Raw genomic sequence first — 23,283 nt, forward strand, 5'->3', positions numbered from 1 at the left:
AAGGCGCTGAGGATTTTCCAAGGGGGGACGAGTTGAGGAAACTTCAGGAGGGCGTGCTCGGATTCGAACCATGGAACCGGGTGCTGTATTGGGTCGTACTTCCTGGCCCAGTGCTCCTAGGCATGTTTGTGATCGCCGTGTTCGAGTGGCCAGCGCTGGCGATTCCTGCGTTGCTGCTAGGTGTCTTCGCGTGGCGCTCTCAAAGGCGACGTTTGATTGTCGCCGACGGCGTGGCGACGTACCGAGCGACTGTCGGTCGTCGGGAGTTTCCCGTCGCTGACGTGAGTTCTGTCCGTGTCGGTGTGACAGGCGCGGAGATTGTCCTTCCGCAGTCTTCGGTCGTGATTCCGAATCTTGGGATATATCGGTTCTCAGCGAGAGCGCGGCAGGCCTCATCTCGGGACTTCGAAGAGTGCTTGGGTCTACATGCGACGTCGTAGCTCAGCGAACTCTGTCGTCCATGGCTCTTGAATCCCGATCTGACTCCACCCGACCGAGTCGCCAGCACGCGAGGATCGGATCTACGGTCGGCCCGTGACGCACGAGGCCGGCGCTCGCTGCCGGTGTCCACTTCACTCGGACGCCGACAAAACAGAGAATATGTAGAGTCCGTGGCGGGGTGCCTCTGAGGGCGGCCGCGCGACCGTCCGCGGCGCCGTTCGGGCCGCAGGAATTTTCAGTCGAGAGTCAAACAGTCAAGCCGGAAAAACGAAAAACCCCCGCTGTAGCAGGGGTTTCGTGGCTCCGACCGGCGTCGATCCGGTGACCTTTCGATTTTCAGTCGAACGCTCTACCAACTGAGCTACAGAGCCTCGGGGGCGTGAACCCCCGTGGTGAACGAAAACCCCTTACGAGAAGGGGCTGTCGCTTCCGCGACCCTGACGGGACTTGAACCCGCGACCTCCGCCGTGACAGGGCGGCGCGCTAACCAACTGCGCTACAGGGCCTTGCTTGGTGCTCCCACCGAAATGGGCGCGACGACTAGTGTAGACCATTCCGGAGAGTGCTTCGTACCCCCAACGGGATTCGAACCCGTGCTGCCGCCGTGAAAGGGCGGTGTCCTAGGCCACTAGACGATGAGGGCGTCGTCCCTGGACGCCCTGAGGCGGCCTGAGCAACCCCGACATCATACCGGTGCGTGCGACCATGTCGCCATGATCACCATGAGCGACGAGGAGTTCGAGAAGGCGGTCGAGGACGGCCTCGACGCGGTGCCGGACGAGCTGTTCGACCTGATCGACAATGTCGTCATCCTCATCGAGGACGAGCCCGAAGGCGACGACCCCGACCTTCTTGGCCTCTATGACGGCATCGCCCTCACCGAGCGCGGCAACACCGGCTACGGAGAGTTGCCCGATCGCATCCTCATCTACAAGAACCCGACGCTGCGCTACTGCGAGGACGCCGAGCACGTTCGCGAGGAGGTCGCGGTCACGGTCGTCCACGAGATCGCCCACCATTTCGGCATCGACGACGACCGCTTGCACGAGCTCGGCTGGGACTGACCCCCGCAAGCGCAGCGCCCGACTGGGACCGGCCGCGAGCCCGACCTAGGCTGAGGACGTACCCGCGGGGGAGCGCCGAGCAAGGGAGCAGGCCATGTCCGAGTCTGAGGAGTTCTTCGAGTTCGGGCCGGTCCCCGAGGGCTGGCTGTGGGGAGCGGCAACGGCCGCCCACCAGATCGAGGGCGGCAACACGAACAGCGACTGGTGGGCCTTCGAGCATCGTCCAGGCACCCCTGCGAAGGAGTCCAGCGGCGACGCGTGCGACTCCTGGCACCGGTGGAGCGACGACCTGGAGCTCGTCAAGGAGATGGGCCTCGACTGCTATCGGATGAGCATCGAGTGGGCGCGCATCGAGCCCGCCGACGGCGAGTTCTCGCTCGCGGCGCTCGAGCACTATCGGCGGGTGCTCGCGACGGCCCAGGAGATGGGCCTCAAGACGTCGGTGACGTTCCACCACTTCACGTCGCCGCAGTGGACGGCCGAGCGTGAGGGCTGGATGAATCCCGAGATCGTCGACCTCTTCGCGCGCTACGTCGACATCGCGGGCCAGCACCTCGCGGACCACATCGACATCGCCGCGACGTTCAACGAGCCCAACGTCGTTGCCGGCATGGGCTACGCGGAGGGCGGCTTCGCGCCCGGCATCAGCGCGGGACGGCCGGGCGTGCAGAAGACGACCGACAACTTCGTCGCCGCACACCTCAAGGCGCGCGACATCCTCAAGGCCTGCCAGGGTGACTTCCCCGTGGGGCTCACGCTCGCGATGCCTGACCAGGTGACGCACCTCGACGGCGTGCTCGGCAGTCCCGGCCTGCGCTACGACGAGCTTCCGGAGGGAAGCGCCGCCGCGGACCGCACCAGGACATGGGTCGGCGTCTACCTCGAGGCCGCCCAGGGCGACGACTACGTGGGCGTGCAGACCTACACGACCGAGCACATGGACCCCGAGGGTCGTCACCTGCCGGTCCCCGATGGCGAGCGGGTCACGCAGATGGGCTGGCGCTTCGCGCCGGAGGCGCTCGGGCGCTCGGTGCGCCACGCGCACGCGGTCGCCCAGGTGCCGGTCATCGTCACCGAGAACGGCATCGCCACCAACGACGATGCGGAGCGCATCGAGTACTACGAGGGATCCCTCGCCTCGCTGCGGGAGGCGATCAACGACGGGATCGACGTGCGCGGCTTCTTCGCGTGGAGCCTGCTCGACAACTTCGAGTGGGCCGAGGGCTACCGGCCGACGTTCGGGCTCGCCTCGGTCGACCCGCTCAGCTTCGACCGCACGCTCAAGCCGTCGGGCCGCTGGCTCGCCGAGGTCGCCTGGGCGTCAAGGAACTGAGGCGACGGCCGCATCGTCCCAGCCCCAGCATCGTCCCGTCTGGGGCGGCGCGAGGGTCAGGCCTCCGTGTCCACCGGCGTGCCGTGCGTCGCCTCGTCCGCGATACCGCGACGGCGGGCGATCCAGCCCAGGCCGTGGTAGATCACGAGCGCGGCGAGCGAGCCGAGCGCGATGCCGTTGAACAGCATCGTCCCTGCGTGCGCCGTGAAGTCGGCGGTGCCGACGATCAGTGCGACGGCCGCGGTGACCAGGTTCACCGGTTTCGTGAAGTCGACCTTCGCCTCGATCCAGATGCGCGCGCCAAGGATCGCGATGAGGCCGAACAGCAGCGTCGACAGGCCGCCCAGGATGCCCTGGGGGATGACCTCGACCATCGCGCCGAACTTCGGCACGACGCTCAGCAGCAGCGCGAACGCGGCGGCCGCCCAGTAGGCGAGGGTCGAGTACACGCGGGTCGCGGCCATCACGCCGATGTTCTCCGCGTACGTGGTGGTGCCGGAACCGCCGCCGAGGCCCGCGACGGTCGTGGCGAGACCGTCGGCCAGCAGCGCGCGGCCGGTCTCGGGGTCCAGGTTCCGGTCCGTCATCGCGGACACGGACTTCAGGTGGCCGATGTTCTCGGCGACCAGGATGAGGACGACGGGCACGAAGGCCATGAGGACGCTCGTGTCGAACGTCGGGGTGTGGAACTTCGGGATGCCGAACCAGGCGGCGTCGCCGATGTGCTCGACCGCGGTGGCGCCGTCCCACGCCTCGAGCGGCGCGGTCCACTCGCCGCGCAGTGCCGCGAAGATCGCGCCGACGACGCCGCCGAACAGGATCGCGATGCGGCTGAGGAAGCCCTTGAACGCGACCATCGCGATGAGCGTCGCCGACAGGGTGATGAGCGCCGTCCAAGGGCTGACGCTCCACTGGTTCCAGGCCGCGCCCGCGAGGTTGAGGCCGATGAGCGCGACGATCGCGCCGGTCACGACCGGGGGCATCGACTTCTCGATCCAGCCCGCGCCGAAGCGCATCACGATCAGGCCGACGAGCGACATCAGAAGGCCCGCGAGCAGGATGCCGCCGAGGCCCTTGGCGATCGTCTCGCCGTCGAGCGGGCCGTTGGCGGAAGTCACGCCCGCCGCGGCGAGCGGCGCGATGAACGCGAAGCTCGATCCCAGGTACGACGGCACGCGGTTGCGGGTCACCGTGAGGAACAGCGCCGTGCCGATCGCGGAGAAGAACATCGTGGTCGACGCGGGCATGCCGGTGAGGGCCGGGACCAGCAGCGTCGAGCCCATCATGGCGAGCACGTGCTGCATCCCGATGCCGATGGTGCGGGGGTAGGTGAGGCGCTCGTCGGGGGCGACGGCCACGCCTGGCGCGATCGTCCTTCCATCCCCGTGCAGCGTCCAGCTGAACATGCTCATGCCTGGGTTCTCCTTCGTGGCGGCGCGCGACGATGCGCGTCCCGCCGCAATCTAGCGCCGCCTGGGTGCGGTCGCACGCGGAGACGGCAGCGGGTGGATCAGGCCTTGGGGTGCGCGGCCCAGAGGCTCGCGACCATCTCGTCGACCGAGTAGCGCATCTTCCAGCCCAGGTCGCGCGCGGCGAGCTCGCCCTTGGCGACGATCGACGCTGCGTCGCCGGGACGACGCGGGCCCTCCTCGATCGGGAGGTCCGTGCCCGTCGCCTTGACGATCGCCTCCATGATCTCTCGCACGGAGCTGCCGTCGCCCGAGCCCAGGTTGTAGATCTGCTCGAGCTCCTTGCCCGCATCGAGCGCCTCGGCTGCCGCGATGTGCGCGAGCGCGAGGTCCTGGACATGCACGTAGTCGCGCACGCAAGTTCCGTCCGGGGTTGGGTAGTCGGTGCCGGCGATCACGGGGGACTGGCCGTCGACGATGCGCGCGAACACCTTGGGCAGCAGGTTGTGGGGCGAGGCGTCCCACACGTCCATGTGCGCGGATCCGACGACGTTGAAGTAGCGCAGCGACGTGGCCTTGAGCGGAGCCTCAGACTCAGCGGTCGCGCGCACCTGGTCACGGATCAGCCACTCGCCGACGAGCTTGGTCTCGCCGTACGGGGACTCGGGGAAGGTGTCGGTCTCCTCGGTCACGACGGCGGTCCGCGGGGTGCCGTACACGCCCGCCGATGAAGAGAACACGAGCTTGGTCACACCCGCCTCGGCCATCGCGGCAAGCAGGACGCGCGTTCCCTCGACGTTCTGCTCGTAGGTGTGCAGCGGGTACTTCACCGACTCGCCCGCGTACTTGTAGCCCGCGCAGTGGATGACGCCTGTGACGTCATAGTCGCGCAGGGCGGCGACCACGTCGCCGTGGTCGAGGATCGACGCGCGCACGAACGGCACGTCCGCAGGGATGAACTTGTCGAGCCCGGTGGACAGATCGTCCAGGACGACGGGGGCGATGCCCGCGCTCGCGAGCGCCCGCACCACATGCGATCCGATGTACCCCGCGCCTCCGGTGACCAGCCAGCTCATCGTCTCTCCTCCATCGTCGTGCAACCGCATCGTCCGGGCGCTGGGCGCCCGCCGGGGACAGCCTAGACGGCTGCGGCGCGACCGCGCCGATCTCCCCAGCCCTGGTTCGTCAGACGTCGCGGCGCGGTCCCTGCGAGGGCTTCTCGGTGAAGACGGTCGGGGTCGTGTAGCCGGCCGCAGCGAAGGCCGTGAGAACTGCCTCGGCCGCCTCGTCCCGGCGCTCGACAGGGATCAGCGCGATCGCGGAGCCGCCGAAGCCGCCGCCGGTCATGCGCGCGCCGATCGCGCCGTGCGCCATCGCGGTCTCGACCGCGAGGTCGAGCTCGGGCACCGAGATCTCGAAGTCGTCGCGCATCGACGCGTGCGAGGCGAGCAGCAGGTCGCCGATCGCGCGAGCGCCCTTCCCACGCAGGGTCGCGACGGTCTCGAGCACGCGGTCGTTCTCGGTCACGACGTGCTTGACGCGGCGGTAGGTGACGTCGTCCAGGAGCTCCTGGGCCTTGGGCAGGTCCGCGACGGTGAGGCCGCGCAGCGTCGTCACGCCCATGACCTCGGCGCCGCGCTCGCAGGCCGCGCGGCGCTCGCCGTAGCCGCCGGTCGCGTGCGCGTGCTCCACGTGGGTGTTCATGACGAGCACCGTGAGGCCCTCGTCGGCGAGGGGCAGCGGGATGGTCTCCGACTCGAGGCTCTCGCAGTCGAGGAACACGGCGAATCCTTCGAGCGCGCGCAGCGACGCGGTCTGATCGAGGATGCCCGTGGGCGCGCCGACCGCGACGTTCTCCGCGCGCTGGCACACCTTGGCGAGCGCCGCGGAGTCGAGCCCCAGGTCCCAGACCTCGTTGAGCGCGGTCGCGACCGAGCACTCGATGGCGGCCGAGCTGGACAGGCCCGCGCCCGACGGCACGTTCGACGCGATGGCCAGGTCCACGCCAGCCTTGTCCGCGAGGTCGACGCCGCGCTCGGTGAGCGCCCAGATCACTCCGAACACGTAGGCGCTCCAGCCGTCGAACGTCGCGTCCTCGATCCCGTCGAGCGGGACCTCGCGCGCCTCGCCGGAGAACGTGGAGTACACACGGACGATGCGGTCGTCACGGTGGGACAGCGCGCACCAGGTGCGCTGCTCGATGCCGAAGGGGAGGACGAAGCCGTCGTTGTAGTCGGTGTGCTCGCCGATGAGGTTCACTCGGCCGGGGGCCGACCAGACCCCGTCCGCGGGCTTCCCGTTGAGAGCCGTGAGGGCGGCCGCGGCCTCGGTCGCCATGTCGGTTGCGGGAGCGTCGTTGCCCATGGTTCGTGCCTCGTTCACAAGTCGATGTCTCGATTAGGTGACGGTCTCACCTGATCGTGTGTCCAACCCGGCCGGTCGGATGTTACCGTGAACATCGTCCGGCGGAGTCGGCTCCGCTACGAGGGTACTTGGTCCCCGCTCAGGCAGTGTCGCATGGGCGTGTTTCTCGTCAGACGGCCTTCCTGCCGGACGCGAAGGCTGCACGGCGCAGCCGATCCGTCCCAAGGAGGTGGCGATGGGCCGAGGAGCCCGCGGTCCGAGCATGCACGACGTGGCTGCGCTCGCTGGCGTGTCCCATCAGACGGTGTCGCGAGTCCTCAACGGCTTCGAAGGGATCCGTCCCGAGACGCGCGACAGGGTGCTCGAGGCGATCGAGAGGCTCGGCTATCGACGCAACCTCGCGGCGCGGTCGCTCGCGACAGGGCGCACGGGCGTGGTCGGCGTGCTCTCGCCCGACAACCCGACGTACGGAGCCACCTCGAGCCTGTTCGCGGTCGAGCACGCGGTGCGCGAGGCCGGACTTCAGCCCCTCATCACGACGACGTCCGGCCTGCCGGAATCCGTCGAGAGCGCCCTCGAGTTCATGTACGGGCGCGCGGTCGAGGCGCTCGTGATCATGGCGCCGTCCCGCTCGGTGCTCGAGGTGCACGACCGCATGGGGGTCGAGGTTCCGACGGCGTACCTGCTCACGGGTGACGAGCGGGGGCGCTGGTCCGTCTCCGCCGACCAGTCGAAGGGGGCCGAGATGGCGCTCCAGGCACTGCTCGCGGCGGGGCATACGGCCATCCAGCACGTGCGCGGTCCGCTCGACTCCACCGAGGCGCAGCTGCGCTCGGACGCGTACTCGCGCTTCATGGCGCAGAACTCCCTCGCGCGGCTGCCGATCCTCGAGGGCGACTGGAGCCCTCAGTCGGGCTTCGACGCGTACGTCAGGCTGGATCCGCGTGCGACGGCGGTGTTCTGCGCGAACGACCAGATGGCGATCGGACTCATGCATGCCGCGTCGGTCGGCGGGCGATGGGTGCCCGACGACCTCAGCGTGGTGGGCTTCGACGACATCCCCGAGGCGGCGCACACGCTCCCGCCGCTTACGACGGTGCGGCAGAGCTTCCGCGAGGTCGGAACCCTCGCGGTCGCGCTTCTCACGGCGGCGCTCGAGGGGCGCGAGCCGCCGGACGTCGAGCCGTTGATGCCGATCCTCGTCGAGCGCGACTCCGTAGGACCACCGGGTGAGCGGAAGCGCTCGTGGTGAACTACCGTCTATCTGGTGGCCGGGCGCCCCGCGGATCAGTTTTCGCGATCGGGACCTCGGTCCCGGGCGCTGGCCCCGAATGTTAGCGTTATCATCTATCCCAGAAGGCAAGGAGGCCATCCCATGAGCGAGTACGACATCGCCGCCATCGAGGCGGCGGTCGCCGACCTCAGGAAGCAGGTCAGCGACCTGCACGCACTTCTCCCCGCGTACGAGCTGGTCATCTGGACCGGCGGCAACGTCTCGGGGCGGGTGCCCGGTCACGACCTGTTCGTGATCAAGCCGTCCGGCGTCATGTACCCGGACCTGGCACCCGAGAACATGGTCGTCTGCGACCTCGACGGCAACGTGATCCCGGGCACGCTCGGATCCGACCGCTCGCCGAGCTCCGACACGGCCGCGCACGCCTACGTGTATCGGAACATGCCGCACGTCGGCGGCGTCGTCCACACGCACTCGACCTACGCGACCGCCTGGGCGGCGCGCAACGAGGCGATCCCGTGCCACATCACGGGCATGGCCGACGAGTTCGGCGGCGAGATCCCCGTGGGTCCGTTCGCCATCATCGGCGACGACTCCATCGGCCGCGGCATCGTGGCCACGCTCGACGGGCACCGCTCCCGCGCGGTGCTCATGGCCAACCACGGTGTCTTCACCATCGGCAAGGACGCCAAGGACGCCGTCAAGGCCGCCGTCATGTGCGAGGACGTGGCTCGCACCACCCACATCGCGAAGCAGGGCGGTGACCTCGTCCCGATCCCCCAGGACAAGATCGACGCCCTTTTCGACCGCTACCAGAACGTCTACGGACAGAAGCCGCAGGGAGGCATGGCATGACCTCGATCGTCCCGAATCTCGCCGAGTACGAGGTCTGGTTCCTCACCGGATCCCAGACGCTGTACGGCCCCGAGGTGCTCGAGCAGGTCGCCGAGCAGTCGCAGGGCGTCGTCGAGCTCCTGAAGTCCTCGGGCGACGTGCCCGCGACCGTCGTGTGGAAGCCCGTCGTGAAGAGCCGCGACGAGATCCTCGACACCATCATGGCAGCCAACGCGGACCCGAAGGTCATCGGCATCATCACCTGGATGCACACCTTCTCCCCGTCGAAGATGTGGATCTCGGGCCTCAACGCCCTCCAGAAGCCGATGCTGCACCTGCACACGCAGGCCAACGTCGAGCTCCCCTGGGACAAGATCGACTTCGACTTCATGAACCTCAACCAGGCCGCGCACGGCGACCGCGAGTTCGGCTACATCGAGTCGCGCCTCGCGATCCCGCGCACGACCGTCGTGGGCCACGCCTCGAACCCCGAGGTCTCCGCCCGCATCGGCGAGTGGACCCGCGCGTGCGCCGGCCGCGCCGCCGCCTACAACATGAAGGTCGCCCGCTTCGGCGACAACATGCGCTACGTCGGCGTCACCGAGGGTGACAAGACCGAGGCCGAGACCGTGTTCGGCACCCAGATCAACACCTGGGGTGTCAACGAGCTCGTCGAGCGTGTGAACGCTGCCACGGACGAGCAGATCGACGCGCTCGTCGCCGAGTACCTCGACCTGTACGACGTGGTCGACTCGCTCAAGCCGGGCGGCGAGAAGCACGAGTCGCTCCGCTACGGCGCGGCGGTCGAGATCGGCCTGCGCTCGTTCCTCGAGGAGGGCGGCTTCTCCGCCTTCACCGACACGTTCGAGGACCTCGGCGAGCTCAAGCAGCTCCCCGGCCTCGCGGTCCAGCGTCTCATGGCCGACGGCTACGGCTTCGGCGCCGAGGGCGACTGGAAGACCTCGATGCTCGTGCACATCGCCGCGGTGATGGGTGCAGGCAAGCCCGGTGGCGCGAGCCTCATGGAGGACTACACGTACCACCTGGCAGTGGGCGAGGAGCTGTCGCTCGGCGCCCACATGCTCGAGGTGTCGCCGTCGCTGTCGTCCAAGAAGGCGAGCCTCGAGGTGCACCCGCTCGGGATCGGCGGCAAGGAGGACCCGGTCCGCCTGGTCTTCACCGCCGACGCCGGCCCCGCGGTCGTCGTCGCGATGTCGGACGTGCGCAACCGCTTCCGCCTCGTGGCTGCCGAGGTCGACAACGTCGACCTCCCCGAGCCGATGCCGAACCTGCCCGTGGGTCGTGCCGTCTGGCGTTCGCGCCCGGACTTCGCGACCGCGACGACGTGCTGGCTCGAGGCCGGCGCGGCGCACCACACGGTCATGTCGAACCAGACCTCGCTCGCGTGCTGGAAGGACTTCGCGCGCATGACGGGCGTCGAGCTGGCGACGATCACCGAGGACACGACCATCGAGTCCTTCACCAGGGACCTGGCACTCAACGCCAAGGTCTTCGCGAACTGAAATACCTGGTAAACGGCTAGTCATTCCGGTATCGGCGGGCGCGTGACGGGAGTTACGCGATCGTGACCTGACCGGCTTGACGGCCGAATGTGAACGCGAACACAATTGCAGTACCACCGTTCCTGCGCAGAGTGGCGCAGGGTGGATCTCAAGGAGGAGATATGAAGGCGAAGCAGTTCTATGCTGCGGCTGCTGGTGCGGCGATGGCTCTGACCCTCGCAGCGTGCAGCGGCGGGGGAGCCGGATCGTCGTCGGACGACGCAAGCGCATCGACCGACTCGAGCGACACCGCTGCCAGCGGTGAGACCTACCGCGTGGGCGTCGCGATGCCGACGCAGACCTCGGAGCGCTGGATCGCTGACGGCGAGGCCGTGCAGTCCCAGCTCGAGGAGCTCGGCTACGAGGTCGACCTGCAGTTCGGCAACGACGACATCCCGACCCAGACCCAGCAGATCGAGCAGATGGTGACCAACGGTGCCGACCTGCTGATCGTCGCTGCGATCGATGGCACCGCCCTCGCGTCGCAGCTCGAGGCCGCCGCCGCTGAAGGCATCCCGGTCATCGCGTACGACCGCCTGATCAACGACACCGATGCCGTCGACTTCTACGTGACGTTCGACAACTACACCGTCGGTGTGCAGCAGGCCACGTCGCTGCTCGTCGGACTCGGCATCCTCAACGAGGACGGTTCCGAGGGCGACGCGACCGGTCCGTTCAACATCGAGCTGTTCGCCGGTTCGCCCGACGACAACAACGCGACGTTCTTCTTCAACGGCGCGATGGACACGCTCCAGCCCTACATCGACAACGGCACGCTCGTCGTCGCGTCGGGCCAGACCGACTTCAACACCGTCGCGATCACGCGCTGGCTGCAGGAGAAGGCGCAGGAGCGCATGGACAACCTGCTGACCTCCACCTACACCGGTGACACCAAGGTCGACGGCGTCCTGTCGCCCTACGACGGTCTGTCGCGAGGCATCATCACCGCGCTCCAGAACAACGGCTACTCGGGCACGACCGCTGACGGTTTCCCGATCGTGACCGGCCAGGACGCGGAGATCGCCTCCGTCAAGCTGATCGCGGACGACGTCCAGTTCTCCACCATCTTCAAGGACACCCGCAAGCTGGCGGCCCAGGCCGTCACCGCCGCGCAGTCGATCCTGAGCGGTGAGGACCCTGAGGCGAACGACACCGAGACCTACGACAACGGCGTGAAGGTCGTGCCGTCGTACCTGCTCGAGTCCGACATCATCTACGCGGACAACATCCAGGAGCTGCTGGTCGACAGCGGTTACTGGACCGAGGAGGAGGTTGCTTCCGGCGTCGCCGAGTAAGCAGCACCTCACGCACAACCCCTTGCTCGTGGCGCCGGTTCCACCGGAGCCGGCGCCACGAGCCCCCGATGGGGAACAAGTCATCTCATCAATGGAGAGGAACGATGGCTGAGAACATCCTCGAGATGCGCTCGATCACAAAGACCTTCCCCGGAGTGAAGGCGTTGGAGGACGTCGAGCTCCGAGTCGCGAAGGGCGAGATCCACGCGATCTGCGGCGAGAACGGCGCCGGCAAGTCCACGCTCATGAAGGTGCTCTCGGGCGTCTACCCGTTCGGCACGTATGAAGGTGACATCGTCTATCAGGGCGACGTGGCCCGCTTTCACTCGATCAAGGACTCCGAGCACGCGGGAGTCGTGATCATCCACCAGGAGCTCGCGCTGGTCCCGCAGCTCACCGTCGCCGAGAACATCTTCCTCGGCAACGAGCGCAAGAACAGCCTGGGCCTCATCGACTGGAACACCGCGAACACGCAGGCCGTCGAGCTCATGCGCCAGGTGGGTCTTGACGAGAACCCGACCACCATGGTCAGCCAGCTGGGCGTGGGCAAGCAGCAGCTCATCGAGATCGCCAAGGCGCTGTCCAAGGACGTGTCGCTGCTGATCCTCGACGAGCCGACCGCGGCGCTCAACGACTCCGACTCCCAGCACCTGCTGGACCTCATGAAGCGCCTGCGCGACGAGCAGGGCATCACCTCGATCATGATCTCCCACAAGCTCAACGAGATCGAGTACGTCGCCGACACCACGACGATCATCCGTGACGGCCAGACGATCGAGACGCTCGACATGTCCGAGCCCGAGTCGACCCAGGACCGCATCATCCGCGGCATGGTCGGCCGAGAGCTCGAGAACCGCTACCCGCCCAAGACCGGGCGCAGCATCGGCGAGGAGCTCTTCCGCGTCGAGGACTGGACGGTGCACCACCCGACGCAGCCCGGACGTCTCGTAATCGAGGACGCCTCGTTCGACGTGAAGGCGGGCGAGGTCGTCGGCATCGCCGGGCTCATGGGCGCCGGACGAACCGAGATGGCCATGAGCGTCTTCGGGCGCACCTACGGCCGCCACGCCACCGGCAAGGTCTTCAAGAACGGCCAGGAGATCCACACCCGGTCCGTCGCGGAGTGCATCCAGAACGGCATCGCGTACGCGACCGAGGACCGCAAGCGCTACGGCCTCAACCTCATCGACGACATCCGCCACAACATCTCGTCCGCAGGCATCAAGAAGCTGACGAAGAACGGCTGGATCGACACGAACGAGGAGCTGAAGGTCGCTCAGGAGTACCGCGTCGCGATGAACATCAAGACGCCGTCCGTGCTCCAGAAGGCCGGCAACCTCTCTGGTGGAAACCAGCAGAAGGTCGTGCTTTCCAAGTGGATGTACACCGATGCTGACATCGTCATCCTCGACGAGCCCACGCGCGGCATCGACGTCGGAGCGAAGTACGAGATCTACACGATCATCAACAAGCTCGCGGCCGAGGGCAAGGGCGTGATCATCATCTCGTCCGAGCTGCCGGAGCTCCTCGGTACGTGCGACCGCATCTTCACCCTCGCCTTCGGGCGCGTCACCGGCCAGCTGGGCATCGATGACGCGACCCCCGAGGCGCTCATGAAACTGATGACTCAAGAACGAACTGCGAAGCCGGCGACGGCCTCCGCTGGGGAAGGCAAGTAAATGTCCACCACTGCAACGGCGCCGAAGAAGTCGTCCGAGGATGGGGCCGACTCGATCGGCGCGACCATCCGCGCGGCGCTCACCTCGAACATCCGCCAGTCCGGCATCTTCATCGCCTTCGTCGCGATCATCGTCCTCTTCACGATCCTGACCGACGGCAAGCTCCTCATGGGGCAGAACGTCACCAACATCATCCTGCAGTACTCCTACATCCTGGTGCTAGCCATCGGCATGGTGATCGTCATCATCGGCGGACACATCGACCTGTCGGTCGGATCGGTGGTGGCGTTCTCCGGAGCGGTCTCCGCCGTGATCGTCATCAAGGGCGGACAGCCCTGGTGGGTCGGCGTGATCGCCGCGATCGGCGTCGGCATCCTTGCGGGAGCGTGGCAGGGCTTCTGGGTGGCGTTCGTCGGCATCCCGGCGTTCATCACCACCCTGGCGGGCATGCTCATCTTCCGAGGCGCCACGTATCTGACGCTGGACAACATCTCGCTGTCGCCGTTCCCCTCGGAGTACGCGAGCATCGCGATGGGCTTCCAGAACGGGCTGCTCGGAGGCAACGGGTACGACGTGTTCACGCTCGTCGTGTTCGGCCTCGCGGTCGCCGCCTACATCTTCTCGCAGTTCCGTCAGCGTGCGGCCGCCGCGCGCTACCACCAGCACGTGGCCGCGATGCCGCTGTTCATCGTCAAGCTCGTGGCAGTCGCTGCGGTCGTCATGTGGATCGCCTGGCTCATGGCCAACAACCGCGGTCTTCCGAACGTGCTGATCATCCTGACGATCCTGGTCATCATCTACACGCTGGTCACGACCCGCACCGTGTTCGGTCGCAACGTCTACGCGATCGGTGGAAACCTGACCGCCGCGACCCTGTCCGGTGTGAAGGTCAAGTGGGTCAACTTCGGCATCATGCTCAACATGGGCTTCCTCGCCGGTGTGGCGGGCGTCATCTTCGGAGCCCGTTCGAACGGTGCCCAGCCCGCGGCCGGAAACATGTTCGAGCTCGACGCGATCGCCGCGTCGTTCATCGGTGGTGCCGCCGTCACCGGTGGTGTCGGCAAGGTGACCGGCGCCATCATCGGTGGTCTGATCATGGCCACGATGACCAACGGCATGCAGCTGCTGGGCTACGACCAGTCGCTCCAGAACATCGTCAAGGGCCTCGTGCTTCTGCTCGCTGTCGCCTTCGACGTCTACAACAAGCGCCGCGCGGGAGCGTCGCGCTAAGCACTCTTGCACAGCCCTGGGGGCCCCGCGGATTCCGCGGGGCCCCTTCGGCGTCTCCAGGCGACTGCCTGGATCCCCGCGGGCCCCGCTGCTCCCATGCTGAGTCGGCTTTCGCGTGCCCTGTGCGGACGCTCTCTGACACAACTCGCGGCTCGAGCTCGGGGTGTCTGGCGGGACGCGCCGCACCGCCGCAGCGCGATGTGTCAGAAAGTGTCCGCGGCGGCCGGGCGAAGGCCCTGCGGGCCGGGAATGCGCTCGGCCTCGCCTACGCTGAGGACAGTTGACATCGCCGCGGTCGGCGCGGCTGGTACCTGGGAGGGTCCGATGGGAATCACCGACGAGCTGCTCGAGAACAACAAGGCCTACGCCGCCGCCTACACGCCCGACCGGCCGCTCGCGCCCGCGCGACAGCTCGCGGTCGTGTCCTGCATGGACTCGCGCCTCGACATCTTCGCCCTGCTGGGTCTCGAGATCGGTGACGCTCACATCATGCGAAACGCGGGCGGCGTCGTCACCGACGACATGATCCGCTCGCTGACCATCTCCCAGCGCAAGCTCGGCACGCGCGAGATCATCCTCATCCACCACACCGACTGTGGAGCGCTCACGTTCACCGACGACGAGCTGCGCAACCAGCTGCTCGAGGAGACGGGCCTCAAGCCGAGCTGGAGCCCCGAGAGCTTCAAGGACCTCGACGCCGACCTGCGCCAGTCGATGGAGCGCCTGCGCCGCAGCCCGTTCCTGGTGGACACCACACAGGTGCGCGGCTTCGTGTTCGACGTGCACACGGGGGCGCTGCGCGAGGTCGTGTAGAGCGCGCGGACGATGCGACGGTCGGCCTCGGAGCATGTGCTCCGGGGCCTTCGTCGTCTCAGCGCGGGCCCCGACAACCAGGCGCCTGGGCGAGGGATGGGGTGCGGGATTCTCAGAGTTCGCTGAGAGGGACCTCTGTCCCAACTATTCCTTATCAAAATAGATAATGTTGTTCGTGGGCGATCTGATCGCCCAGTCGGAGAATCTCCCAGGCAGCTGGCGGGCAACAGACCCCCCCCTTCGCGCCAACGCCGCGCTTGGGAGCTTCTTCGGCTCGCTCCGAGGCAATCGATGGCGTGCCTCGGCGCATCCCTAGCGATGCGGACCCCAGGGGCACCATCCCCCTCCTTCCGGAGCCCCGGGGTCCGCATCGCACAAGCCTTGTCGGCGGTGCGGGCACGCTGAGGGGCCCGCACCGCTGACATCCCCTCTGGCGAGGGCAGCAGCAGTCCAGGCCCGGTCTCACCCCCCCGGACGATGCTCAGACGAGCTCCCAGGTCACGGTCACCAGCGACTGGGCCTCGACCCCGCCGGGCTCGACGGGCATGCTCGCCGCACGCAGCGCCGGTCGGCCGAGGGGCCCATCCGGCTCCTCCACGATCCTGAGCACGGTGCCGAGCCGCCGCGCCGACCTCTCCGCCAGCTGGGTGCCCGCCCGCACCGCGTCGGCCCACGCATCGTCCCTGGCGCGGGCCCGCAGCTCGCTGGGATCGGCGAGCGACAGCATCACCCCATCCAGGCGCGCGGAGTCCCCGGCGGCGGCCACCGCCGCCGCGAGGGTCTCGCCGAGCCGCTGAAGGTCCGCCACCTCGATCGCGAGCCGGTGCACCGCGGAGTAGCCCACGACCGTGGTCTCCTGGCCGACCCTGCCGCGTCCCTCGACGGCCTTGATCTGGACCCCAGCCGTCGCCGACCTGTCGGTCTCCACGCCCAGGTGACTGACGGCGGCCCTCACGAGGCGGACGGCGGCGTTCGCGTCCGCGACGGCATCGGCGACCGTGTGCCTCTCCGCGTGGCAGGACAGCCGCACGGTGGCGGAGTCCGCCGCCGCGCACGCCTGGCCGCGCCCGGTCACGGTGACGGTGGCCTGCGCGTCGGTCATAGCGCCAGCCTAGGTCGGAGCGCGCCGACGCGCGCGGCGTGCACTCCCCGGTATCAGGGCCGTTGGCCGCGCCTGGACCTGCGAGCCTTGGCAGTGGTGACGTTCAGCGCGTCGAGGATGCGATCGATCGTCGCGAGCGACACCCGGCCGTCCGAGCCCATCGCGAGGACGCGCATCGGAGTCGACTCGTAGAAGCTCTCCGCGACGGGGTCGTCCGCGGTCGCGGCGCCCATCTCCTTCTCGCTGACCTTCCTCACCAGGCCGCGCAGCACCCGTCCGAGGCCGCTGGCCTTGAGCTCGCGCACCGTCGTCTCGCGGGAGAAGGGCAGCGTCGGCGCGGCCGCGGGCACCGGGTGGCCGAGCAGCGCCGACAGCTCGGCGTCCGAGGCGACGGGGCCGGCGGGGGCCGGCACGGCGGAGACCTCGTCGCCGGCCGAGACGCGCACGGTCGCGGTCGCGCGGATGTCCACCGAGGACAGCCCGACGCGCAGCTCGAACTCGCCGGCCTCGACGGTCCACGAGGACGACGCGACGTCGTAGAACGCGAACGCGCGCTCGTCGAGCGACAGCGCCACCGACGCGGTCTCCCCGGGCTCGAGCGTCACCTTCGCCCAAGCGCCGAGCTCCTGCTCGGGACGATGCACGGAGGCCGCGACGTCGTGCACGTACGCCTGGACCACGGTCGAGCCGCGCCGGTCGCCGGTGTTCGTCACGTCGACCGTCACCGTGCGCTTGGCGCCGCGGCCGGTCGTCTTCGCGTTGCCGACCTCGAAGGTCGTGTAGCCGAGCCCGTGGCCGAACGCGAAGCGTGCGGGCACGCCCCACGTGTCGTGGAAGCGGTAGCCGACGTAGAGGTTCTCGCGGTAGATCGCCTGCGTGGGGTGGTTCGCGAACGTGCCGTGCGAGGGCAGGTCGACGCCCAGCACGGGGAACGACTCCGCGAGCCGGCCGCCGGGCTCGACCTCGCCGAGCAGCACGTCGACGAGCGCCGACCCCGACGCCTGCCCGCCCAGGTAGGACAGCAGCACGGCGCGCGCCCTCGCCGCCCAGGGCAGCTCGACGGGCGCCCCGGTCGCCAGGACGACGACGGTGCTCGGGTTGGCATCGAGCACCTCCTCGAGCAGCCGCGTGTGACCGTCGGGCAGGCGCAGATGCTCGCGGTCGTAGCCCTCGGCCTCGTACGAGCCGGGCAGTCCGAGCATCAGCACGACGGTGTCCGCGGACGAGGCGGCGTGGCGCGCCTCGGCGATCATCGCATCGTCCGTCTCTCCCGTGCGCGGGTCGTAGCCAGGCGCGTACGCGAAGCCGTCCCCGAGGCGGTCGTGGAGGGCGCTGTACGCGGTGTCGATGCGGGTCGGGTTCACCTGCGACGAGCCGGCCCCCTGATAGCGGGGCGCGGTCGCGAAGGCGCCGATGAGCGCGATCGACCGGTCCGTCGCGAGGGGAAGGATCCCGTCGTTGCTCAGCAGCACCGAGCCCGCCGCGGCCGCCCGGCGCGCGAGTGCGTGGTGCGCGTCGAGGTCGACCGGCGCACCGTCCCGGTGGGCCTCGCGCTCGTCCTCCGCCTCAAGCGCCAAGGCGGCGACGCGCGCGGCGGCGACGTCCACATCGTCCATCGCGAGCGAGCCCGACGCGAGCGCCTTCCTGACCTGCCCGTCCCACGCGCCCTTCGAACCGGGCATCTCGAGGTCGAGCCCCGCGTGGACGCCCGCCGCGCGGTCGGCCACGGCGAACCAGTCCGACATCACGAGCCCGTCGAAGCCCCACTCGTCGCGCAGGACGTCGGTCAGCAGGCGACGATGCTGGCTCGCGTGGGTGCCGTTGACCTTGTTGTACGAGCACATCACGGTGCGCGGGCTCGACTCCTTCACGGCGATCTCGAAGCCCGTGAGGTAGATCTCCCGAAGCGTGCGCTCGTCGATGACCGAGTCGGCGCGCATGCGGTCGCGTTCCTGGCTGTTCGCGGCGAAGTGCTTGAGGCACGCGCCGACGCCCTCCGACTGGATGCCGTTCACGAGCGCGGCCGCCATCCGGCCTGAGACCAGGGGGTCCTCCGAGAGGTACTCGAAGCTGCGGCCGCCCGCCGGGTGGCGCTTGATGTTGAGCCCGGGCCCGAGGACGACGTCGACGCCGAGCCCGCGTGCCTCGCGACCGAGTGCGGCGCCGACCTCCGCGACCAGGTCGGGGTCCCACGTCGCGCCGAGCGCCGAGGCGGTGGGGAAGCAGGTCGACGGGTCCGACGACCCGATGCCGACATGGTCGGCGTCCGCGCTCTGGTGGCGCAGCCCGTGGGGGCCATCGGACAGCGACGCGGACGGGACGCCGTGCTCCGGAATCGCGACGGTGGTCCAGAAGTCGGCGCCCGACAGCAGGCTGATCTTCTGGTCGGTCGTGAGCTGCGCGACGAGCTCGTGCGCGCGGTCGAGGTGGGTCATCGCCGTCCTTCTGGGGGTGAGCCTGGGGTTGCCCACACGCTATCTGACAATGTTAGATAAAGCCAGGGTGGTCCTGAGTCGGACCCCTGCCGCTCGGGACGCCGGACCGTGCGGCCCGAGATCTGAGACCGCACGGAAGGGGGCCGCATGAGCGAGCGACTGACACCGGCGGTGCGCCGCGCACGCATCCTCGACACCGCGATGCGGGTCCTCGACGCCGACGGCCACCGCGGCCTCACGCTGCGCGCGGTCGCCCGCGCGTGCGGCATGACCGCGCCGGGCCTCATCCATCACTTCCCGACGCTCGACCACCTCCTCGTCGCCGTGGTCGAGCGCCGCGACGAGCGGGACGAGGCCGAAGGGGAGGAGCGGCTCGAGGGCCGCCTCACACCGCGGGCGGTGTTCGACCAGATGATCGAGGGCATCATCGCGAGGCCCGAGGCCGCACGGCTGTTCGTCGCGGTGCAGGCCGCGGCGCTCGACCCCACGCATCCGGGCCACCGGTGGTTCGTCGAGCGCTACGCCCGCGATGCCGCGCGCTTCGAGGCGCTGTTCGACGAGCAGGTCCCCGACGCGGCGGGCGTGGCCCGACGATGCATGGCCGCGATCGACGGGCTGCAGCTCCAGTACCTGGCCGACCCCGGCTTCGACCTGCGTGGCCAGTGGTCGGCGGCCGCCGACGCCCTGCTGCCGAGCGAGGGCTGACGGGCCCGCTCAGTCCGGGTCGCGCGGCTCAGTCCGCGTCGTGCGGAGCGGACTCGTCGCTGCCGTCCGTCAGGGGCGCAGCGGTCGCGTCGGTGTCGCCCAGCCCCGAGCGTCGTCTCCAGCGGATGCGGGTCGCGCGCAGGTCGATCTCGGTCGTGGTCGGTTCGAGGCCGAACTCGTCGCCCATCTTGGTGACGATGCCGGCGACGAACTCCTCACGGCTCGCATGCGTCCGTCTTCGATGCTCGTGCGCGAGGGCGCTCACGGTCGAGATCATCATGCCGATCATCACCGCCGAGAACGGCAGCGCGGTGAGGATCGCGGCGGTCTGCAGCGCGGTCAGCCCGCCGGACACCATGAGCGCGATCGCGACCGCGGCCGTCGTCGCGGCCCAGAACACGCGGATCCACGCAGCGGGCTCCTCGTCGCCGCCCGTCGAGAGCATCGACAGCACCAGGGCACCCGAGTCGGAGGACGTGACGAAGAACAGCGCGATGAGGATCATCGCGCCGGCGATCGCGACGGACCCGCCCGGCAGCCCCTCGAGCAGGGTGAAGAAGGACCCCTCGACGTCCACGGTGCCGTCCGCCGCAAGCATCCCGCCGTCGCCGTAGAGCTCTCGGTAGATCGCGGACCCGCCGAGCACCGAGAACCACAGGAACGTGAGCGACGCGGGCACGAGCAGGACGCCCCACACGAACTCGCGCACCGTGCGGCCCTTGGAGACCCTCGCGATGAAGATGCCGACGAAGGGCGCCCACGAGATCCACCAGCCCCAGTAGAACGTCGACCACGACGACTGCCACTCCTGGCCCGCCTCGCCCGCGAACGCCGAGGTGTCGAACGCCATCGAGATGAAGCCCGACAGGTACGCGCCGATCGACTGGACGAACTCGCGCAGCAGGAACTCCGTCGGCCCCGCGATGAGCACGAACACCAGGATCGCGCCCGAGAGCACGAGGTTCGTGCTCGACAGCCACTTCATGCCCTTCTCCACCCCCGTCACCAGGGAGAAGACCGTCACCGCCGTGATCCCGACGATGAGCCACACCTGCGTCGACACGGTCGGGTCTGCGATCCCGGTGCTGTCGAGGCCGGCGGACAGTTGCAGCACTCCGAAACCGAGCGAGGTCGCGAGCCCGAACAGCGTGCCGACCACGGCGGCCACGTCGATCACGTCCCCCCAGCGGCCCTTGACTCTGTCGCCCAGCAGCGGCTCGAGAGTCCAGCGGATCGAGACCGGCCGCCCGCGCCGGTGCACGGCGTACGCGACGGCCAGACCCACCACGATGTAGATCGCCCACGCGTGCAGGCCCCAGTGGAGGAACGTGCGGGCCATGGCCTGCTCGGCGAGATGGTCGGGGTTGCCAGACACCCCGGGTGGCGGCGAGGTGAAGTGCGACAGCGGCTCGGAGACCCCGTAGAAGACCAGGCCGATGCCCATGCCCGCCGCGAAGAGGAGGCCGTACCAGCTGAAGTTGGAGAAGGCCGGCTCATCGTCGTCCTTGCCCAGCACGATGTCGCCGTACTGGCTGAACCCCAGGTAGAGCACGAAGACCACGAACACGGCCGCGATGAGCACGTAGTACCAGCCGAACGCGGCGATCACCGAGGTGTTGATCGCATCGAACGCCGCAGCCGCGCCCGACGGCCAGATCAGCGCGAACGACACGAACGCGAAGATGATGATCGCCGCCGGCCCGAAGACCGCCTTGGCGAGCCCCGCGCGCGTCATGCGCGTCCCCAGGGACCCCTTCGCAGTGATGGCCATGTCGCGCCTGCCTCGTGCCCGGTGCGCACGCGATGCGGCGCGTCTGAGGTGAAACCTAGTCCCGTTGATCCTGGTCTGCGACATATGCCGGCCCGGCGGCGCAGGATCGCGACGCTCCCGGTCAGTGCGTGCCGTCGGTGGGGATCACAGTCTCGACCTCGTCGGTTCCGAGCTCGCGGTAGGTGACCGACGGTCGCACCGCGGGGATCTCCCCGGTGTCGTCGGTGAGGGGAGCCGCGGTGGCCTCGGTGTCGCCCAGTCCCGAGCGTCGTCTCCAGCGGATGCGGGTCGCGCTGAGGTCGATCTCGGTCGTGGTCGGCTCGAGGCCGAACTGGTCGCCGAGCTTCGTGATGATCCCCGCGACGAACTCCTCGCGGCTCGCGCGGGTGCGGCGTCGATGCTCGTGCGCGAGCGCGCTGAGGGTCGAGATCATCATGCCGACCATGACGACGGAGAACGGCAGCGCGGTGAGGATCGCGACGGTCTGGAGCGCCGTGAGGCCGCCCGACACCATGAGCGAGATCGCCACGGCGGCCGTCGTCGTCGCCCAGAACACGCGCATCCACGTGACGGGCGTCGGCCGGCCGCCGGTGGACAGCATGGAGAGGACGAGCGCGCCCGAGTCGGAGGACGTGATGAAGAACAGCGCGATGAGGATCATCGACCCGATGATCGCGAGCGTGCCCCCAGGCATCGCGTCCAGCATCGTGAACATCGTCCCCTCGATGCTCACCGTGCCGTCGGCGAGGATGAGCCCGCCCTCGCCGTACATCTCCTGGTAGATGGCCGTCCCGCCGAGGACGGCGAACCACAGGAACGTGAGCGACGTCGGCACGAGCAGGACGCCCCACACGAACTCGCGGACCGTGCGGCCCTTGGACACGCGCGCGATGAAGACGCCGACGAACGGCGCCCATGAGATCCACCAGCCCCAGTAGAACGTGGTCCACTGCGCCTGCCACGCCTGCCCATCCGCGCCGTCGAACGCCGAGGTGTCGAAGGCCATCGAGATGAAGCCCGCGATGTACGCGCCGATCGACTGGACGAACTCCCGCAGCAGGAAGCCGGTGGGTCCCATCAGCAGGACGAACACGAGCATCACACCGGACAGTCCGAGGGCGATCCTCGACAGCAGGTTCATGCCGCGCTCGACGCCGACGACGAGCGACAGCATCGTCACGACCGTGATGCCCACGATCAGCCACACCTGCATCGTCACCGAGGTGTCGGCGAGGCCGATGGTCTCGAGGCCGGCGGACAGCTGCAGGACGCCGAAGCCGAGCGACGTCGCGAGGCCGAAGAGGGTGCCGACCACGGCGGCGATGTCGAGCACGTCGCCCCACCTGCCGCGGACCTTGTCGCCGAGGAGCGGCTCGAGGGTCCAGCGCATCGACATCGGGCGGCGGCGCCGGTGCACCGTGTACGCCACGGAGAGTCCGACGATGATGTAGATCGCCCACAGATGCAGGCCCCAGTGGAGGAACGTGCGGGCCATCGCCTGCTCGGCCAGGTAGTCCTGCGCGCCTGAGACCCCCGGCGCCGGTTCCACGAAGTGGGACAGCGGCTCGGACGCGCCGTAGAACACGAGGCCGATGCCCATGCCCGCCGCGAAGAGCATCCCGTACCAGCTGAAGTTGGAGAACTCCGGCTCGTCGCCGTCCTTGCCCAGCACGATGTCGCCGTAGGGGCTGAATCCCAGATACAGCACGAAGACCACGAACACGGCGGTGATCGCGACGTAGTACCAGCCGAATCCCGCGATCACGGTGTCGTTGAGCGTGGCGAACACCGACTCGGCCGCGGTGGGCCAGATCAGCGCGAACGCGACGAACGCGAAGATGATCGCCGTGGCGGGGTAGAAGACCGCCCTCGCCACGCGCGAGCGCGTCATGACATCCGTGAAGCGCGCCGCCCCCTTGACCGCCATGCGATCCCGCCTTGTCCCCTGTGCGCACGCGAGGTGGTGCGCTCTAGATGAAACCTAGCCCCGTTGCGCCTGGTCGGCACCCGAT

17 protein-coding genes and 3 tRNA genes are annotated in these 23,283 nt (G+C 68.7%); 10 read left to right on the top strand and 10 right to left on the bottom strand.

Annotation, left to right across the window (positions count from 1 at the left end; genetic code table 11):
- Positions 1-739 precede the first annotated feature (739 nt).
- From AOP78_RS13310 to AOP78_RS13320, 3 genes are all read right to left on the bottom strand, one after another.
- A tRNA-Phe gene (locus AOP78_RS13310) sits at positions 740-812 on the bottom strand.
- Between the two features lie 61 nt (positions 813-873).
- A tRNA-Asp gene (locus tag AOP78_RS13315) sits at positions 874-947 on the bottom strand.
- Between the two features lie 64 nt (positions 948-1,011).
- Positions 1,012-1,084: transfer RNA gene (locus AOP78_RS13320), tRNA-Glu, on the bottom strand.
- A gap of 70 nt (positions 1,085-1,154) precedes the next feature.
- On the opposite strand from AOP78_RS13320, the gene AOP78_RS13325 reads away from it, so the two are divergent.
- Both AOP78_RS13325 and AOP78_RS13330 read left to right on the top strand, forming a co-directional pair.
- A complete protein-coding gene (locus AOP78_RS13325; RefSeq protein ID WP_062205745.1) occupies positions 1,155-1,505 on the top strand; it encodes a metallopeptidase family protein in 351 nt (116 codons plus the stop codon).
- 94 nt (positions 1,506-1,599) lie between these two features.
- Positions 1,600-2,838, top strand: a complete 1,239-nt coding sequence (locus AOP78_RS13330) for a glycoside hydrolase family 1 protein (RefSeq protein ID WP_062205748.1) — start codon at positions 1,600-1,602, stop codon at positions 2,836-2,838.
- 56 nt (positions 2,839-2,894) lie between these two features.
- Here the strand turns inward: AOP78_RS13330 and AOP78_RS13335 are convergent, their stop codons facing one another.
- The 3 genes from AOP78_RS13335 to galK all read right to left on the bottom strand — a co-directional run bounded on the left by AOP78_RS13335 (position 2,895) and on the right by galK (position 6,611).
- Positions 2,895-4,250, bottom strand: coding sequence for a uracil-xanthine permease family protein (locus AOP78_RS13335; RefSeq protein ID WP_062205751.1), 1,356 nt, complete (start codon positions 4,248-4,250; stop codon positions 2,895-2,897).
- A 98-nt stretch (positions 4,251-4,348) separates the two neighbouring features.
- Positions 4,349-5,323, bottom strand: coding sequence for a UDP-glucose 4-epimerase GalE (gene galE, locus AOP78_RS13340; protein WP_062205755.1), 975 nt, complete (start codon positions 5,321-5,323; stop codon positions 4,349-4,351).
- Between the two features lie 109 nt (positions 5,324-5,432).
- A complete protein-coding gene (gene galK / locus AOP78_RS13345) occupies positions 5,433-6,611 on the bottom strand; it encodes a galactokinase (RefSeq protein ID WP_083980184.1) in 1,179 nt (392 codons plus the stop codon).
- 271 nt (positions 6,612-6,882) lie between these two features.
- Between galK and AOP78_RS13350 the strand changes: the two genes are divergently transcribed.
- The 7 genes from AOP78_RS13350 to AOP78_RS13380 all read left to right on the top strand — a co-directional run bounded on the left by AOP78_RS13350 (position 6,883) and on the right by AOP78_RS13380 (position 15,258).
- Positions 6,883-7,863 (top strand): LacI family DNA-binding transcriptional regulator, encoded by a 981-nt coding sequence (locus AOP78_RS13350; RefSeq protein ID WP_160297646.1) that lies wholly within the window; start codon positions 6,883-6,885, stop codon positions 7,861-7,863.
- 123 nt (positions 7,864-7,986) lie between these two features.
- A complete protein-coding gene (locus AOP78_RS13355; protein ID WP_062205760.1) occupies positions 7,987-8,700 on the top strand; it encodes an L-ribulose-5-phosphate 4-epimerase in 714 nt (237 codons plus the stop codon).
- On the top strand, positions 8,697-10,202 hold the full coding sequence (araA, locus tag AOP78_RS13360) for an L-arabinose isomerase (protein ID WP_062205763.1): 1,506 nt from the start codon (positions 8,697-8,699) through the stop codon (positions 10,200-10,202). Before AOP78_RS13355 ends, araA begins: the two co-directional genes overlap by 4 nt.
- Before the next feature lie 161 nt (positions 10,203-10,363).
- Positions 10,364-11,536: a multiple monosaccharide ABC transporter substrate-binding protein gene (gene chvE / locus AOP78_RS13365; RefSeq protein WP_062205766.1), complete on the top strand. Its 1,173-nt coding sequence runs from the start codon at positions 10,364-10,366 to the stop codon at positions 11,534-11,536.
- A 104-nt stretch (positions 11,537-11,640) separates the two neighbouring features.
- Positions 11,641-13,215 (top strand): multiple monosaccharide ABC transporter ATP-binding protein, encoded by a 1,575-nt coding sequence (mmsA, locus tag AOP78_RS13370; protein WP_062205769.1) that lies wholly within the window; start codon positions 11,641-11,643, stop codon positions 13,213-13,215.
- On the top strand, positions 13,216-14,445 hold the full coding sequence (gene mmsB / locus AOP78_RS13375) for a multiple monosaccharide ABC transporter permease (protein WP_062205772.1): 1,230 nt from the start codon (positions 13,216-13,218) through the stop codon (positions 14,443-14,445).
- 324 nt (positions 14,446-14,769) lie between these two features.
- Positions 14,770-15,258, top strand: a complete 489-nt coding sequence (locus AOP78_RS13380; protein WP_062205775.1) for a beta-class carbonic anhydrase — start codon at positions 14,770-14,772, stop codon at positions 15,256-15,258.
- A gap of 481 nt (positions 15,259-15,739) precedes the next feature.
- Here the strand turns inward: AOP78_RS13380 and AOP78_RS13385 are convergent, their stop codons facing one another.
- The gene (locus tag AOP78_RS13385) at positions 15,740-16,360 is read right to left on the bottom strand and encodes an SIMPL domain-containing protein (protein WP_062205784.1); all 621 of its coding nucleotides are present in this window, start codon (positions 16,358-16,360) and stop codon (positions 15,740-15,742) included.
- A gap of 53 nt (positions 16,361-16,413) precedes the next feature.
- Positions 16,414-18,795: a beta-glucosidase gene (locus tag AOP78_RS13390; protein ID WP_062205787.1), complete on the bottom strand. Its 2,382-nt coding sequence runs from the start codon at positions 18,793-18,795 to the stop codon at positions 16,414-16,416.
- Between the two features lie 147 nt (positions 18,796-18,942).
- On the opposite strand from AOP78_RS13390, the gene AOP78_RS13395 reads away from it, so the two are divergent.
- Complete coding sequence (locus AOP78_RS13395; protein WP_062205788.1) at positions 18,943-19,500, top strand: TetR/AcrR family transcriptional regulator; 558 nt, start codon at positions 18,943-18,945, stop codon at positions 19,498-19,500.
- A 28-nt stretch (positions 19,501-19,528) separates the two neighbouring features.
- On the opposite strand, the gene AOP78_RS13400 is transcribed toward AOP78_RS13395, so the two are convergent.
- Together AOP78_RS13400 and AOP78_RS13405 are read right to left on the bottom strand one after the other, a co-directional pair.
- Positions 19,529-21,271, bottom strand: a complete 1,743-nt coding sequence (locus AOP78_RS13400; RefSeq protein WP_062205791.1) for a BCCT family transporter — start codon at positions 21,269-21,271, stop codon at positions 19,529-19,531.
- A gap of 121 nt (positions 21,272-21,392) precedes the next feature.
- The gene (locus AOP78_RS13405; protein WP_062205794.1) at positions 21,393-23,198 is read right to left on the bottom strand and encodes a BCCT family transporter; all 1,806 of its coding nucleotides are present in this window, start codon (positions 23,196-23,198) and stop codon (positions 21,393-21,395) included.
- Positions 23,199-23,283: the final 85 nt, after the last annotated feature.

The sequence above is a fragment of the Demequina salsinemoris genome (assembly GCF_000974805.1).
Taxonomy (GTDB): Bacteria; Actinomycetota; Actinomycetes; order Actinomycetales; family Demequinaceae; genus Demequina; species Demequina salsinemoris.